We start from the raw sequence: 16,045 nt of genomic DNA, 5'->3' as shown, positions 1-16,045 counted from the left end.
TTATTGGCAAGTATAGTTTTTAAAATGAGGTGTTTAGATGGATATAAATATTCAATATTATCGGGAGATGCTGCGAATTCGGCATTTTGAACAAAAAGCAATTACTCTTTTTGAGCAAGGGGAATTACCCGGATTTCTACATTCATGTATCGGACAAGAAGCTATTGCTGTAGGTGTTTGTTCCGTTTTAAACAAGGAAGACTATATTTTCACAACACATAGAGGTCATGGTCATGTTTTAGCTAAAGGAATGAGCATGAAAAAAATGTTTGCCGAATTATATGCTAAGGCAACCGGTTCAAATAAAGGAAAAGGGGGTTCCATGCATATAATGGATACCTCTGTTGGAGTGTTAGGCGCCAACGGTGTGGTTGGAGCTGGAATCCCAATCGCTGCCGGGACCGCACTTTCATCACAATTGCAGGAAGATGGTCGAATAACTGTCGTTTTTTTCGGTGATGGCGCTTCAAACACGGGGGCCTTTCATGAAGGAATTAATCTTGCAGCAGTCTGGAATCTCCCTATTATATTTGTTTGTGAAAATAATAAATTTTCTGAGTCAACACCGATAAAAAATCATCAACGAGTTGATCTGATTTCAAAAAGAGCTGAGGGATATGGAATACCTGGAATCTATGTTAATGGAATGGATGTAAATGAAATCGTAAAAATCACTTCTGAAGCTGTGGCGAATGCGCGTAATGGAAGAGGTCCTACATTAATTGAAGCGGATACCTATAGATTTTTAGGACATTACGTTGGCGATCAAGTGGAATACAGAAATGAATCAGAGTATGCTGAATGGCTTGAAAAGGATCCAATTGTTCAGATGGAAATAAACCTGAAAAAACAAGGTGTATTAACAAAAGATATCCAAGAAAGCATATTGATTGAAATTGATAGAGAAATCAATGATGCAATAGAGTTTTCTAAAAATAGCCCCAATCCCACTCCAGAAGATGCACTAAGTCATATTTATTTATAAGGATGGTGAAGAAGACGTGAAAAGGGTTAGTTATCGAGATGCACTACGACTTGCAATTAAAGAAGAAATGGCTAGAGACTCTCGTGTGTTTATTATGGGTGAAGATATTGAAGATCCGTTCGGGGGATCCTATAAAGTAACTAAAGGCCTTTCCTCTGAATTCGGAAATAAAAGAGTAAGAAATACACCTATTTCCGAATTAGCAATAGCAGGTGCAGCTGTTGGCGCAGCATTAACGGGAATGCGTCCAATTGCCGAAATTATGTACTTAGATTTTATGACCTTGAGCATGGATCAAATTGTTAATCAAGCTGCTAAAATGCGTTATATGTCCGGTGGCAGCGTAAGTGTTCCATTGGTCATTCGAACCCAAGAGGGTTCTGGAAATTCTTCTGGAGCGCAGCACGGTCAATGTTTAGAGGCTTGGTTTGCTCATATACCTGGTCTGAAGGTGGTAATGCCTGCAACCCCATACGATGCTAAAGGTCTTCTAAAGGCAGCAATACGTGATGAAAACCCTGTGGTGTTTATTGAAAATAAAATGCTTTACAACATTAAAGACGTAATTCCAGATGAAGATTACATTGTTCCAATAGGGAAGTCAAATGTAATTATAGAAGGAAATGATGTTACGATTGTCTCATATTCCAGGATGGTTCACGAAGCGTTAAAGGCGGCTTCGGAGTTGAAGAAAAAAGGAATCTCCGCAGAAGTAATTGATTTGAGAACGATTTCTCCTTTGGATTTTGATCCAATTTTGAAATCAATTTCTAAAACTCATCGATTAGTAATTGCGCAAGAAGCTGTGGTAAACGGGGGAATTGGCGGTGAAATTGCAGCTAGAGCAATTGAGGAAGGATTTGATGAACTAGATGCTCCAATATTACGAGTGGGATCAAAGGAAGCACCGCTACCATTTTCTCCAATTTTGGAAAAACAAATTGTACCTGACTTCCGAGATATTATTTCAGCGGTAGAAAAAGTTGTACCACAACTAGTAATGGGGTGAATAAATTGACAACACCAATTATCATACAAAAAATGGGCCAACAAATGGAAAGTGGAATCATTAATAAATGGTTCGTAAAAGATGGCGATTATGTTAAGGAAGATGACGCGCTGTTTTCCATGGAAACTGATAAGGTTGACGTCGAAGTTTCTTCGCCTACGACAGGATTTATTAAAATAACGCATAATGAAAGCGAAAATGAGATCCCCGTAGGGGAGGTTGTGGCCTATATTCATAAAGAAGAATGGATTGGTCTAAATACAGTAGATACACCACCAATAACAAATAATAAAAATAACAAACACTCAATACTCCCACAACCAAATACGGTCAACAGTGTCAGTAACTTAAACAACAACAATCAAAGAATCATTGCATCTCCTTATGCAAGAAAATTATCACGAGAACATAATGTAGATTTATCGAATATTAAGGGTTCTGCTTCTAATGGCAGAATTATCGCCCCTGACGTCCTAAATTATTTAAATAGGAAAGATGAAACAAAACCTATTACAAATGAAAAATTACTAGATGACACTTCTGTAGCCTCGAGATCAAATCAAAGTATTGAAATATTATTAACTCCTATGCGGAAAAAAATTGTTAATGTAATAGAACAAAGTGCAAATTCTATTATTCCTGTAACGATCACGAAAACCCTTCGAGTTGATAAATTAGTTCAAATGAGAAACGATTTGAAACAGGAAGGAATTAATATTTCTCCCAATGATTTTATCATTTATTCTGTTTCCAAATCGTTGCAAAATTTCCGTTCCTTTAACTCACATTTTTCAAATAATAAAATAATTGAATATCAAAATATAAATATCAGCTTTGCTGTTGCTGTTAAAAATGGAGTCTTCATGCCAGTAATTCATGATACGGATATGAAATCAATTAATCAAGTAGTTATAGAGAGAAAACAATTAATAGAGGATGTCCGTCAGCATAAAATAAATAAGCAGAATTTAGAAGACGGGACTTTTTCAATCAGCAGTTTAGGTGAATATGGAGTTGATCATTTTTCTCCAGTTGTTTACCCAACACAATCGGCTATTTTAGGAATTGGCGCCATTCAAAAGAAACCTGTTATTGAAGGGGATCAAATACAAATTGGGCATGTTTTATCACTTTCTCTTGTATTTGATCATCGGGTGAATGATGGAGCATTAGGAGCAGAATTTTTACAAGATATTTCTAATAGGTTAGAGAGTCCGCTTAAATTGATTTTTTCAGCATAATGAATTCCCATCAGACATATACAGGATTGGATATATTTTAATTAAAATCAATTCAGGTAGGGAGGATTTCATTGGATAATCAGATTAGTGAAGCCATAAATTTACACGGTCAAACAGCTATTATTACTGGGGGGGCCAGAGGGATTGGTGCGGCTATCGCTCGTACACTAGCGCGGGAGGGAGCAAATGTTGTTGTATGTGACGTTCTTCCTACCAATCCAATCGTTACAGAATTAAAGAATAAGGGACATAAATGTATTGGAATTACTTGTGATGTAACAATGCAAGAACAAATCGATGATTTAATTCATACAACACTTGAACATTTTTCTACCATTGATATTCTGGTAGCTGGAGCTGGGATAGTAGAACGTACGCCGCTGCTACGATTGGATCTTGAAGAATGGAATCGGGTCATCGAAGTGAATTTAACTGGAATGTTTCTTACTGTTCAGGCTGCTTATAGACAAATGGAGAAAAAAGGTTATGGGAAAATTGTTTGTTTAGGTTCCATTTCCGGAAAGGTAGGAGGAATTATTTCAGGTCCCCATTATGTAGCTTCTAAGGGTGGAATACACAGTTTTATAAAAGCTGTTGCAAAGGAAGCTGCTCCAAGGGGAGTATATGTGAATGGAATTGCACCCGGTCCTGTAAAAAGTGAAATGACTGATGGACTACCCTATGATCGAGAAACAATACCGTTAGGAAGATTAGGAGAACCTGAAGATATTGCTGAAGCAGCTCTTTTCCTTGTTTCCCAACAATCAAATTTTATCACTGGACAAGTGCTTAATGTAAATGGTGGATTGTTTATGGAGTAGTTGTTAAAGCTCTCAAAATATATAATAAAGTCTATAGTGGGGAAAAAGTAATGGATGAACAAATGCTTAAAAAAAAAAGCCATTATAAAGACACGACGAACCATTATCATAGGACGGTCAACTATTATATTGAGTATAAAAGAGGCTGACAGTTTTCAACCCTAAAGGGGCTTGGTTTCTTCAGCCTTTTTATTGTGCTGCAATTAGCAGGGATGTCTCTCACCACAAGTTTTTTATTGATGGCTCGTTATATATACAACTTAAGTGCTCCTCCTAAATAGATAAGATTAAGAAAGGGGTGTATATAAGAATATTAAAATTTCCCTTTTAAAATCTTTTTGACAAAATGGAACAGCTTTTTTATAACATCCACCATAACCGAATTCATATAGGATGATCCCATTTCGATAGTAATTTGGATATTACATCCTCTTGTAGGTTTATATTCAGTTCCTCCAGTTAGCTCTGAAATAACGGCTGTTACTTTTCTTCTTCTTTTGAGCAAAGGACTTATTTCTTCGGCAACATCAGATTTTAACCAGCCCAATTGCTCATTATTCCTGCGGCAAACCTTGATAGCATTAGGATATTCTTGATTTGGTGCAGGAATTAAAAGTAAACTCTCTTGTGGTTGACAATGTTTAAGTATTTCTTGTCGATCTGAACCATCATCATTACTGAAAGTTACCCCTGCAACTTTCGAATAAAATGTTTCAGTCAAGTTTTGGGGTGCATGTCTTTGGGAAAACTTAAATTTATCGAATAAATTGTCAACTGCCTCGTCCCTTGTCTTTCCAGTAACACTTAATACACCTTTTCTATCAGTCGCAATCCATTCATTCTTATACCTTTGAACTCTTCCAATCCAGCGATCGACGGCAGGAGGCATATTTGCCACAGGCATTGATATTGCTTCCAATTTTCCACTTTTGATTATTTCGTACCCATCTTTCCATTTTGAATACAATAGGTTCGCATACTGAATACCTTTGAAGCTATTATTAAACTCATCCCTAGACTCGAATCCAATCTGCTTCCAGATTGGATCGTCCATTCTTGCCTTACGTTCTTCCCATTTTCTAGCAGATTCCTCCCTGCATTCTTTACAAGTAAAACCATATCCACTAATATTTTCAGGGACAACAAACGATTCAAGAGCCTTTACAGTATTGCATGTTCTGCAAGTTCTGGTTCTCTTTTTCTGGTGATTTTCATGCTCTTTCCCTAAGGGCTTAACCACTTTAATATTCTTTTGATTTTGTTCATTTACAACTTCAATAAGGACCTGAAATTCAGTATCTGATAATTGAAGTATGCTTTCCCTTTCAAATCCCTTGTTAATATAATGAACTTTCACGTGGGTATAGCTACCAACTCTTTCCATAAACTCATACTTAATGATATTTCGTATATTTAAAAGATCAGCTGATCCATGCTCAATCTTTAGGCTTTTTTTATTTGCTTTCACCGTTCTTCCACTGAAAACTCCTGATATAACTTTACCCATGAAACATCCCTCCCGCTCTGATTAGTTTGTCTGTTTTTACACTCTAATATTGATTGTTGGTTATATCCATGAAGGGGAGGTTTTAAAAATACTTACAGGTTTGTTCATACAGAAATAAAAAGTCATAGTAGTTTATCAGCACACTTGGAGTAGGGACGAATTACGGGAGAAATTCTCCGGTGCAGAAAATTTATTCAAGAATAACAATATCCCTTAAGATGAAATATTTATGGTATTATTTAGTAGGAAAATAGTCGCTATGTATGGAATGGAGGGCACTCCGCATGAACGAGGATAATAATCTTATTCTTGCTAATGGAAAAGATAAAACTCGAGAAATTGACTTTTGTAAAAATTATAAGGACAAATGGCATGTAAAATTCCTGGGTGGTAATACAGTTTATCAATATAATCAAGGGAATATAGTTTGGCTTAAGGACCCAAAGGTGATAGATCATTCGACTGTTTTGATTTACGAAGATAATCACCCCATTACAGGAATAACAAAAATCCTTGATTTTGGTAACGATATCAAAATATTTAAAAACGGATATAAAAAGGTGTACAAACGGTCAAGTTTAGTTATAGAAGAAACTTGTTTAACTAATAATGAAACACACGGGACATTTGAGTATCTGAAAACATTAGCCAAGTACGTGAGTGTAAAGGATGAGCGAGACAAAAGTTTTCTAAGTATGCAGTATGAAAAGCTTTCCATGATTAGTCCCCGCAGTGTTTTAGCTGCTTATTTATCTGGGAACTCTTTTGAAGGTGAAAATAAACAAACTAAGACTTTTTATCCTTTTGGATTTAATATCAGCCAAAAATCAGCAACAACAAAGGCATTAATCAATCAGGTTAGTGTCATTGAGGGACCTCCGGGGACTGGTAAAACACAAACAATCCTGAACATCATTGCAAATGCGGTGATGAATGATCAGACTGTAGCGGTTGTCAGCAATAATAATTCTGCTACGACTAATGTCCTTGAAAAACTCCAAAAGTATGGCGTGGATTTCATTGCGGCTTCACTTGGCAACAATCAAAACAAGGCAAATTTCTTTGCTAATCAGAAAAATACATATCCAAATATGAGTACTTGGACTTTAGCATCTTCTGATCTTAAATCGATTCAATCAGAATTAATAGACTCTCAAAGAAAATTGGATGAAATGCTCGAGTATCAAAATAAGCTGGCGATTCTTAAGCAGGAACTTTCAAATTTTCAAACTGAATATGAATATTTTATGCAATATTATGAGCAAACCAAATTTAAGACTTTAAATCTTAAGTCATTCTTAAAATTAAGTTCCGATAAGATTTTAAGGATTCTATTAGAATTCAAACAAAATCTTAACAAAGGTAAGATCACGTTTAAGGATAAAATTTATAATTTATTTGTTTATGGAATCTATAACCTAACGTTATATAAATTTCCTTCAGAACAAGTGGTTTCTTTTTTACAAAAGTCTTTTTATGAAAAGAAAATGGACGAGCTTAACTCGCAAATCGAATCAATTTCAAAAAGGCTTGAAAACTACAACTTTGAACAGGAAATGAATGAATTTAGCCGGCGTTCAATGGACTTATTTAAGGCAAAACTGGCGGAAAAGTACAAGGGGGAAAGCAGGCAAATATTTTCTATTGATGCTATATGGAAGGAAGCCCTTCATAAGTCTTTTATTAATGAGTATCCGGTTACTTTAAGTACGACTCATTCTTTGCGAAACAGTGCAGCCAGAAACTTTCTCTTTGATTATGTCATTATTGATGAGGCATCGCAGGTTGATATAGTTACAGGTGCATTAGCCTTATCTTGTGCCAAAAATGCAGTCATTGTTGGTGATGTAAAACAGCTCCCAAATGTTGTTTCAATCGAAATTGCGAATCATACCAGGAGAATTTTAAAGTCTTTTGGTCTGGCTGGTCCCTACAACTTTGCAGACCATAGCTTATTGTCCTCTTTCTTGAGCTTATATAAGAATATCCCTAAAACACTTTTAAAAGAGCATTATCGATGTCATCCAAAAATCATCGGATTTTGTAATCAAAAATTTTATAATAATGAGCTGATTATTTTAACAAATGAACAGGAAGATGATCAATCGCTTGTCTTATACAAGACTGCCAAAGGGAACCATGCGAGGGGAAGGCTGAATCAACGGCAGATTGACGTGGTTTTTAACGAAATTATTCCCGACCAAAAAATAGATGAAGATAATGAAACGGTAGGAATTATCGCACCATACCGATTACAAGCGGAAGAGCTCCAAAAGATGATTGGAACTCGAAAAATAGATGCAGATACTGTTCATAAATTTCAGGGTAGAGAAAGAGATGTCATAATCCTTACCACCGTAGTTAATCATAATGAGCCCAATGACTTTGCTGACAATTCAAATTTAATCAATGTGGCTGTTTCACGGGCGGTCAGGAGATTGATTGTGGTTGTATCCGAGGGCAGCGATAAATGGAAAGGAACGAATATTGGCGATTTGGTGAGATATATTCAATATAATAATTTTGAAACCATCGAGAGCCAAATCTATTCCGTTTTTGATCTGCTTTACAACAGCTATTCTGATAAATTATTAGACATGTTGAAAAAGAGCAAAAAGGTTTCGGTATTCAAATCAGAAAATCTCATGAATACAGTAATTGAAAAGGTGTTGAGTTCACCAGAATTTCAAAGTCTTGACTGGGTATTGCATCAACCATTACGGATGCTGATAAAGGATCCGGTAAAGCTAACAGAGGACGAAAAACGATATGCCATGAATATATTAACTCATACAGATTTTGTGATTTTTAATAAACTGGACAAAATGCCCGTCATGGTAGTCGAAGTAGATGGACATGCATACCATGCCGACAATCCTGTCCAGCTAAAGCGAGACAAAATGAAGGATGACATTTTACTGAAATATGGGATTCCTATTATCAGAATGAAAACTACAGAAAGTAGGGAAGAGGATCGTTTGAGGGAAACGTTGAATGACCTATTTAAGATAAAGTCAGATTTTGTAGAACCAATGGGTTCATAGAAAAAATAATAATACAAAAGTACATACATTTTTTTAACAATCTGTCGGATTTTTTGTTTTAGTATAAATATCTAATTTTAAAATTTTCTTAATAGCATATATTGATTAGATGCAGAGGCCATATTTGAATGAGAATCAGGCTGTTTTACTTTATGGAATGACGATGGAACATGAAGTTTTGAGAGTGAAGAAGGAAAGAAGGAAATCCCTATTTAGTTTTATTCTAGGTGTATTAATAATAGAAACTACATAAAAAAAGAACAAAAATATATCTTGCGGGGTCTATCATGTACAAAATACAGGCGAACAAAGCAATAAAAGTGGATGAGGTTACTTTTTCTGAACTACAAATGTTAGAAAGCGATATAGAAGAATTACTAAGATCCAATATAGATATGGTTTGTGATGAAGAAGAATCGATGTTAATCGTTGGGAGGCAAGTTAGGAATGTCCAACATGGAAGTAGTGACCTTACTGCGGTTGACAATAACGGTAATATTGTCTTGATTGAAATCAAAAGAGATCGAAAGGATATTGAATCACGGAAAGAAGCGTTTGAATTTCAAGCAATCAGGTATGCAGCAAGTTATGCAAAAATTGCAGACCCAGAAGATTTGGTCAATAAAATATATGCTCCATATATTGAAAAATATCGAACCGAATTTGAGTATCCATCTCTAACTAGTTTTGAACTAGGGAACAGAAAACTTAATGAATTTCTGCAAGTAAATGGGTCGGAAAATAGCTTTAACAAAAATCAAAAGGTGGTTTTAGTAGCATCTGAATTTGATGAGCAAACATTATCAGCAGTAGCTTGGTTAAATAGCAATGGTGTAAATATTAGTTGTTTTAAGTTAATCCCATTTAAAATTCAGGATGACGTATATATCAACGTGGAAAAACTGTTACCTTTAGCTGATTATGAGGACTATTATGTAAATTTCTTAGAGAAATCTTCATCTTCAATAAAGAAAACCGGAAAAAAATTATCGCGTCAAAGATTACCTAAAATTGATTCTTTGCTTGAATGGGGTGTAGTTCAAACGGGGGATATTATCATGGCAAAAGATCGAGGTGATGAAGCAACACTACTTAGTAATGGTAATGTAGAGGTGAATGGTGTCGAGCTATCCATGCAAAAATGGTTGAAGGATATTTATGGTTGGTCTAGTGTTCAAACCTATGTTTTTGCTATACATAAACAGACCGGTAAGTCCTTATCTAAAATCCGTGAAGAGTATATGGACAATTTAGCGGAAGAAATATAACAAGTACTACAGCATAACATACTTTTAATGAGAGTTTAAATGCTTGACGATACATTTGAAAAGAGTAAAGCATTTAATCTTTATAAGGTAATTGCATTACTTTTTTTGTTGCAAAAATCACAACATAGATCTTCTATAAGATATTCAATAAGATATCAATTAGTTGAACTGATACTTTCAAATTAAACCAGTATCTCTAATAAGTTTCTAAATTTTGCTCTTCAATTAATCAATTATCTTTTCCAAACAAGAATAACCATTATATTTGTATGTATAATGATTATTAAATGGATACTGAACATTGGAAAGAGGTCTTGGAATGAAAGACAAGTTAATACGTATGAGGGACAAGCTCAATGACATTAGTCGACGGAATCGTTCAATTCGATTAATGAAGTACTAAAGCCAACAATTAATAATGAACTTTCAATGAGTCTTTCAAGAAAACTCACTGATTTATATCGAAATATTAAGGGAATTGAAGAGGAAACAGGTATTCATGATTTTTTCCTGGGTTTTCCGTTTTTGTCAGGCACGTTGTCCGATGGAACGTTTTTTCAAGCGCCATTATTTTTATATCCGATAAGGCTTGAAAAGAACAATGTGAACGCTCAAAAATGGGTGGTTAAAATAGATGAAGGTGGTCCTCAAATCAATCGGACGTTGTTCTTAGCATTTAAAAAGCTAAATAACCAAACATATACAGAAGATTTCTTTGATCAAGCTGCGGAACTAGCAACGAAGTATAACTATGAAGAGTGGCTCCAATTTTTAAAAAATCATGAAATGAATGTGTCATTTATACCTAGGGGTATTAGCAAACTGAAAGAATATAGAAAAGAAGAGGTTCCGGAAAAGGCAGGTTTCACTTTGTTGGAGAATGCGGTCATCGGGAATTTCCCACAAGGCGGGTCTTCGCTTGTTAAAGATTATGAGGAACTTATTGTCCGATCAGAAGAAAGTGATCTATCCTTAGCTGGGGAACTAATCGAACCGCAGGATAAGGATTTTGAGACTGATGGGGAACCGAGCGAAACAGAAAAAGCGAGTAATAATACCCCCGACATTTTAAACCTATTACAAGCGGACGGGTCACAAGAAGAGATTATTCAAGAAGCTCGATATAAAAAAGGGGATTGTTGTTCATGGACCGCCTGGAACAGGCAAATCTCAAGTCATTGTTAATCTCATTACCGATGCGCTTCAACAAGAGAAGAAGGTACTCGTTGTTTGTCAGAAGCGTGCGGCTTTGGATGGCGTTTGTCTGGATGGATTGGGCTTAAGTAATCATGTTGCACTTGTCCATGATGAAAAGAATGATCGCAAAAAGCTTTATGCAAAAGTGGGAGCGGTTCTAGAGAAAAATCAGGTGTCTTTTGAAAATGCGATGAATCAGTTATTTTCTACTTCCAATAAATTATCCACACAAGAAGAGTTACTGAACAGTTGCTTCTGCCTTGTACAGTTATCAGGAATTTGGACTACGATTATATGATTTGTATGGATTAGCGAAGCCAATCGTGGAAACCACGCAAATTGTTGATCTTCATGAGGTGCTGTCATCTATAAATAAAGATTTGTTAGTGGATATCTCTGAAAAAGTGTACACCTATGCGGAATGGTATGATCGTTTTGGTGATGAGGATTTCCCGCTTAAAGAGCGTAAAACATTCGCAAATTTTAATATGAAAGAAAAATTGGAAGCAATCGAGCTATTGAATGATGTGGTCGATAAAGCGAAACAAGCGGTAGAATACATTGACTCCCTAGATCATGAAAAAATTACGCCAGCCTACACTTGGCTTATCGAAAATAAGTTGGAGAAGATTTATCCCGATTTAGAGGATGGCACGAAAAGAACCTTACAAGGATTAAGACTTTGGTGGTGGACCTCCGTTTCGGGTAAGAACATTATTGAAGAATTACTCGATGGGAAAAAAATTAAAGGAACAAGTTCGTCAGAATGGCTTAAGATCAAGAAATCTTTAGTTATGATGCATCAGTTGGGCAAAGTGACAAAAAGAAACAACCGCAAGCCCCTGCATTCATGTATGGAGTAAGTTTGTTTATTTATTTATTTATTTTTAGAACAAACGTTCCTTTTCTATTGGTATTAGATAGAATAATTGATATAATAATGATATGAAAAATCTAATTCAATATAAAAGTAATAATAATGTAGTGTATTCTTGTAAATATCATGTGGTTTGGTGTCCTAAATTATAGAAGGAATGTATTGGTAGATGGAGTAGTTGAAAGGCTTAAATCTATTCTATTAGAGGTTGCAATATGCCAGATCATGTTCATTTACTTGTTGAATGCAATCCGCAATTTGGAATTAATAAACTTATAAGAATGATGAAAGGAAGAAGTTCTCGATACCTACGTAACGAATTCCCATGGTTAAAAAGTAGAATTCCTTCTATATGGACGAATAGCTATTTTGTTTCTACTGTTGGCGGAACACCCTTAGATGTTGTAAAACAGTACATAGAAAATCAAGGAGGAGTGTAAAACCATGGTAGCATCTACCGAAAGAACGCCTTCTTTTATCGCAACGATTCGATTAAGAACGAATGCACAGGAAGAAAAGGTGATTTTGATGTTATCTGATTGTGGTAGACAGCTTTATAATGCTTGTTTAGGAGAAGGTTTGAAGCGGATTAAGGCTATTCAAAACACCAAATTATATAAGGAGACTGTCCGATTATCTAAAACTTCGGAAATAGATATAGAAAAGCGTAGAGCTAATTTTAAACATCTTAATGCGACGTTTAGTTTTACAGATTATTCGATCCAATCCTTCGGGACAAAAACAAAGAATTCATCGAAGTTTATTGCGGAACATTTAGGGACCCACGTATGTCAAAAACTCTCAACTAGAGCTTTTAAGGCTGTGCAAAAATTTGCTTTTAAGAAAGCGAAAAAGGTAAGGTTTAAACGAAAGGGGGAATTTGTCTCCTTAGAAGGCAAAAACAACAAAACTTTTCTAACTTACTCGAATGGGTATGTTTTTATCGGGAAAACACTTTCGTTAAAATGCCTCATCGACCCCAACGATCAATGGATGCAACATGCCCTAAACCATAGAATAAAGTATTGTCGACTCATTAAAAAAGAAGTGAAGGGGAAAAATCGTTTTTATGTTCAATTGATTCTTGAAGGCTCCCCCCATCGTAAATATGAATTAGGTAAGGAAGAGGTTGGACTAGACATTGGTCCTTCCACGATTGCAATTGTAGGGGAATCGAAAGCCGAATTAAAGGAATTTTGTGAAGAAGTGGTAGTAATCGATAAGGAAAATAAACGAATCAATCGGAAAATGGATCGGCAACGACGAGCCAATAACCCCAATCACTATCAAAGCAATGGCGTGATGAAAAAAGGTAAAAAGAAGTGGATCACCTCCAAAAGATACATAAAAACGCGTGCAGAACACAGAGAATTGGAACGTAAAATTAAAGAAGTAAGAAAACAGCTCCATGGTCGAGATACCAATCAAATCCTACAACTAGCGTCCTCCATTCAAACAGAGAAACTCTCCTATAAAGCTTTTCAAAAAATGTTCGGAAAAAGTATCGGTAGAAAAGCACCAAGTATGTTTTTGAAAATGTTAAAACGAAAAGTGGAAGCACAGGGTGGCAATTTTCGAGAGTTTCTGACTTACTCCACAAGATTATCGCAGACCTGTCATTATGGAGCTATTAAGAAAAAAAGACTCAAGGAACGCTGGCATATCTGTGAATGCGGGGTCGTGGCACAACGTGATTTATACAGTGCATTTTTAGCTAGATATGTAACAAAATCAAATCAAGTAGTTCTTCAACAGGCTGAAAAAGAGTGGTTTCAACTTTCCAATGTTTTAAATGATTGCATTACCAATTTAAAAAACATGAAAGTAGAAAGAAAATTGATCTCAACATTTGGTGTATAAATTCCTAAGAGATTAATAGGTTAAATCTCTCGGTGCAGACATACCCCGAAACAGTCAATAAGTTGTGAGTGGCAAGGGAATCCGAGCCCATGTAAATAATCTTGTTTTGATTATTTGCATTAGAACGATTTCGGCTGTCGAAGCCTTTTAGACCAAAGTGAAGTCCATCTTTTATAGTAAATATAGAATTTGGAAGAGCCACGGTTGTTTAAAGGTGGAACCCCCTTCATTTATGATGGGTAAGTGTCAGAAAAGCAATGGCGGAAGAGGTAGACAAGCTAAAAAAATATCTCCAGGATTCAAAAGTAAACAGTTTAAAAACGAGAATATCAGAAGGTGATATCCCGTTAAATGAACTAGATAAAATGGTTGAATACATCCATCGTGATTTTGAAGAACTGCAGCTAATGGATGTATACTGGAATCAATGTTCTGAGGTAGAGAAGAAAGTGCTGCTGCTTCTTCAACAGAAAACGGCAAAGAACGAATTAACGCTTTCTGATTACTGGGTGGATTTATTCAAAAACTCCGCCTACGTCCAATGGATTGATCAAACGGAAAGGAAACATCCGCAGGTCCAGAAAATTTCAACGAATGAATTTTCAAGAATTAGAGAATCCTTTGCGGGGCTTATTGAGGAAAAAAGGAAGGTTGGGACACAGTTTTTAATTCATAACCTTACCAAAAAAGTGGATACCGTTCAGACTACTCATCCAAGGAATATAAGAGAGCTGAAACATCAGGTTGGTAAGAAGCGGCAAGTTTGGCCTCTACGGAGATTAGTGAATGAATTTGCCGGCAATGGTCTTGTCGATATTATGCCTGTGTGGCTCGCTTCACCGGAGATTGTTTCGTCTATTTTTCCATTACAAGAAGGATTATTTGATTTAGTTATTTTCGATGAAGCGTCCCAGTGTACGGTGGAAAGTGGGATTCCGGCAGTTTACCGGGCTAAACAAGTCATTATTGCTGGTGATGAGAAACAATTGCCACCGTCTAATCTTTTTCAGTCCTCGTTTGTTAATGATGACGATGAGGAAGAAGAATACGATACGGATGATTCCATTAGTTTGCTAAATTTAGCGAAAAGAAGGTTTTCTGAAAGGCTGCTTCAGTGGCATTATCGCTCTAAATATGAAGAGTTAATCAATTATTCCAATCATGCATTTTACAACGGGCATGTACAAATAGCACCCAATGTGATTCCATTTAAAAATCCACCAGCGATAAAATGGAAAAAAGTCGAAGGAAGATGGGTTAACCAGTCCAATGAAGTGGAAGCGATTGAAGTCGTCAACATTCTTAAAGATATATTAATCCATCAGCCTGGAAAAACCGTAGGGATTATCACTTTTAACTCCAAGCAGCAATCGAAAATTCAAGATCAGATTGATAAACTAGTGAGTGAAGATGAGGAATTTAGCTCTGTTTATAATCAAATGTTAACCAGGGATCTCGATGAACGCGTCTTCGTAAAAAATATTGAAAATGTGCAAGGGGATGAAAGGGATATGATCCTCTTCTCGATCGCTTATGCGAAAAACGAGGAAGGAAAGGTGTATAACCGCTTTGGGATGCTGAATCAAAAGGGCGGCGAAAACCGTCTGAACGTTGCGGTTACACGGGCTAAAGAAGGAATCACGGTGGTTTCAAGTATTGAGCCAGAAGAACTGAATGTGGCAAACACTTCGCAAATAGGTCCGAAATTGCTGAAGGCCTATTTAAAATATGTAAGGGCTGTTTCCAATTCACAAGTGGAGCAAATCAATGCTGTTGTCCAAGAAGTCAATGAAAATGTAAGTACTCATGTTCAGGAAAAAGAATTACACTTCGACTCCCCGTTTGAAGAGCAAGTGTATCATCAACTACAAAACCTCGGCTATGAGGTTACCACTCAGGTGGGGATGTCAGGATACCGAATTGACATGGCTATTGTTCACCCACAGGATTCTTCCCGATATATATTGGGAATCGAGTGCGATGGAGCCATGTATCACAGCTCCGCAAATGCGAAGGAAAGAGACGTTTACCGCCAGCGGTTCCTAGAAAGCAGAGGCTGGACCATCGAACGGATTTGGAGTCGAAACTGGTGGAAGAACTTATCAGCAGAGGTTGAGAGAATTGATCAGAAGGTGAAGGAACTGTTGAAGAAGGAGACTGTTAAAGAGAAAGTTAGCAATTAAATATTATATTATTTACGGAGTGCAAGGTAAGTGCCATTAATATGGGATTACCT

The 16,045-nt window shown here is 36.2% G+C and carries 12 protein-coding genes and 2 pseudogenes; 13 read left to right on the top strand and 1 reads right to left on the bottom strand.

The annotated features are described in order from the left end of the window. The first annotated feature begins 37 nt into the window (after positions 1-37). The 4 genes from AC4QJR_RS16925 (at position 38) to AC4QJR_RS16910 (ending at position 4,056) form a co-directional block, all read left to right on the top strand. Positions 38-985: a thiamine pyrophosphate-dependent dehydrogenase E1 component subunit alpha gene (locus AC4QJR_RS16925; protein ID WP_496523622.1), complete on the top strand. Its 948-nt coding sequence runs from the start codon at positions 38-40 to the stop codon at positions 983-985. Positions 986-1,001: 16 nt separating this feature from the next. Further along, entirely contained in the window at positions 1,002-1,994 is a 993-nt protein-coding gene (locus AC4QJR_RS16920; RefSeq protein WP_496523621.1) for an alpha-ketoacid dehydrogenase subunit beta, read from the top strand. Positions 1,995-1,999: 5 nt separating this feature from the next. Continuing rightward, positions 2,000-3,235, top strand: a complete 1,236-nt coding sequence (locus AC4QJR_RS16915; RefSeq protein WP_496523620.1) for a dihydrolipoamide acetyltransferase family protein — start codon at positions 2,000-2,002, stop codon at positions 3,233-3,235. A 71-nt stretch (positions 3,236-3,306) separates the two neighbouring features. Then, entirely contained in the window at positions 3,307-4,056 is a 750-nt protein-coding gene (locus AC4QJR_RS16910) for an SDR family NAD(P)-dependent oxidoreductase (RefSeq protein ID WP_496523619.1), read from the top strand. A gap of 313 nt (positions 4,057-4,369) precedes the next feature. Here the strand turns inward: AC4QJR_RS16910 and AC4QJR_RS16905 are convergent, their stop codons facing one another. Next, positions 4,370-5,524, bottom strand: coding sequence for an HIRAN domain-containing protein (locus AC4QJR_RS16905; protein WP_496523618.1), 1,155 nt, complete (start codon positions 5,522-5,524; stop codon positions 4,370-4,372). Between the two features lie 323 nt (positions 5,525-5,847). Here AC4QJR_RS16905 and AC4QJR_RS16900 point away from each other — a divergent pair, with 323 nt between their 5' ends. From AC4QJR_RS16900 to AC4QJR_RS16860, 9 genes and pseudogenes are all read left to right on the top strand, one after another. Then, complete coding sequence (locus AC4QJR_RS16900) at positions 5,848-8,607, top strand: AAA domain-containing protein (RefSeq protein WP_496523617.1); 2,760 nt, start codon at positions 5,848-5,850, stop codon at positions 8,605-8,607. 287 nt (positions 8,608-8,894) lie between these two features. Next, a complete protein-coding gene (locus tag AC4QJR_RS16895) occupies positions 8,895-9,875 on the top strand; it encodes a hypothetical protein (protein WP_496523616.1) in 981 nt (326 codons plus the stop codon). A 429-nt stretch (positions 9,876-10,304) separates the two neighbouring features. Then, on the top strand, positions 10,305-11,060 hold the full coding sequence (locus tag AC4QJR_RS16890; protein WP_496523615.1) for a DUF4011 domain-containing protein: 756 nt from the start codon (positions 10,305-10,307) through the stop codon (positions 11,058-11,060). Continuing rightward, positions 11,011-11,118, top strand: a pseudogene (locus AC4QJR_RS16885) (AAA domain-containing protein); the annotation flags it as partial. The gene AC4QJR_RS16890 and the pseudogene AC4QJR_RS16885, both read left to right, overlap by 50 nt. 6 nt (positions 11,119-11,124) lie before the next feature. After that, positions 11,125-11,370 carry a hypothetical protein gene (locus tag AC4QJR_RS16880; RefSeq protein WP_496523614.1) on the top strand — a complete coding sequence of 82 codons (246 nt, stop codon included), beginning with the start codon at positions 11,125-11,127 and terminating at the stop codon, positions 11,368-11,370. Beyond that, positions 11,333-11,935, top strand: a complete 603-nt coding sequence (locus tag AC4QJR_RS16875; RefSeq protein WP_496523613.1) for a hypothetical protein — start codon at positions 11,333-11,335, stop codon at positions 11,933-11,935. Before AC4QJR_RS16880 ends, AC4QJR_RS16875 begins: the two co-directional genes overlap by 38 nt. Positions 11,936-12,017: 82 nt before the next feature. Next, positions 12,018-12,389 (top strand): annotated as a pseudogene (gene tnpA / locus AC4QJR_RS16870) (IS200/IS605 family transposase). 4 nt (positions 12,390-12,393) lie between these two features. Continuing rightward, positions 12,394-13,809, top strand: a complete 1,416-nt coding sequence (locus AC4QJR_RS16865) for a nuclease/transposase family protein (protein WP_496523612.1) — start codon at positions 12,394-12,396, stop codon at positions 13,807-13,809. Positions 13,810-14,066: 257 nt separating this feature from the next. Continuing rightward, positions 14,067-15,992 carry a PDDEXK-like endonuclease domain-containing protein gene (locus AC4QJR_RS16860; protein ID WP_496523611.1) on the top strand — a complete coding sequence of 642 codons (1,926 nt, stop codon included), beginning with the start codon at positions 14,067-14,069 and terminating at the stop codon, positions 15,990-15,992. The last annotated feature ends 53 nt before the right edge of the window (positions 15,993-16,045 follow it).

It is taken from the genome of Neobacillus sp. BP17 (assembly GCF_059579525.1).
This window is presented reverse-complemented; position numbering and strand designations above follow the sequence as displayed.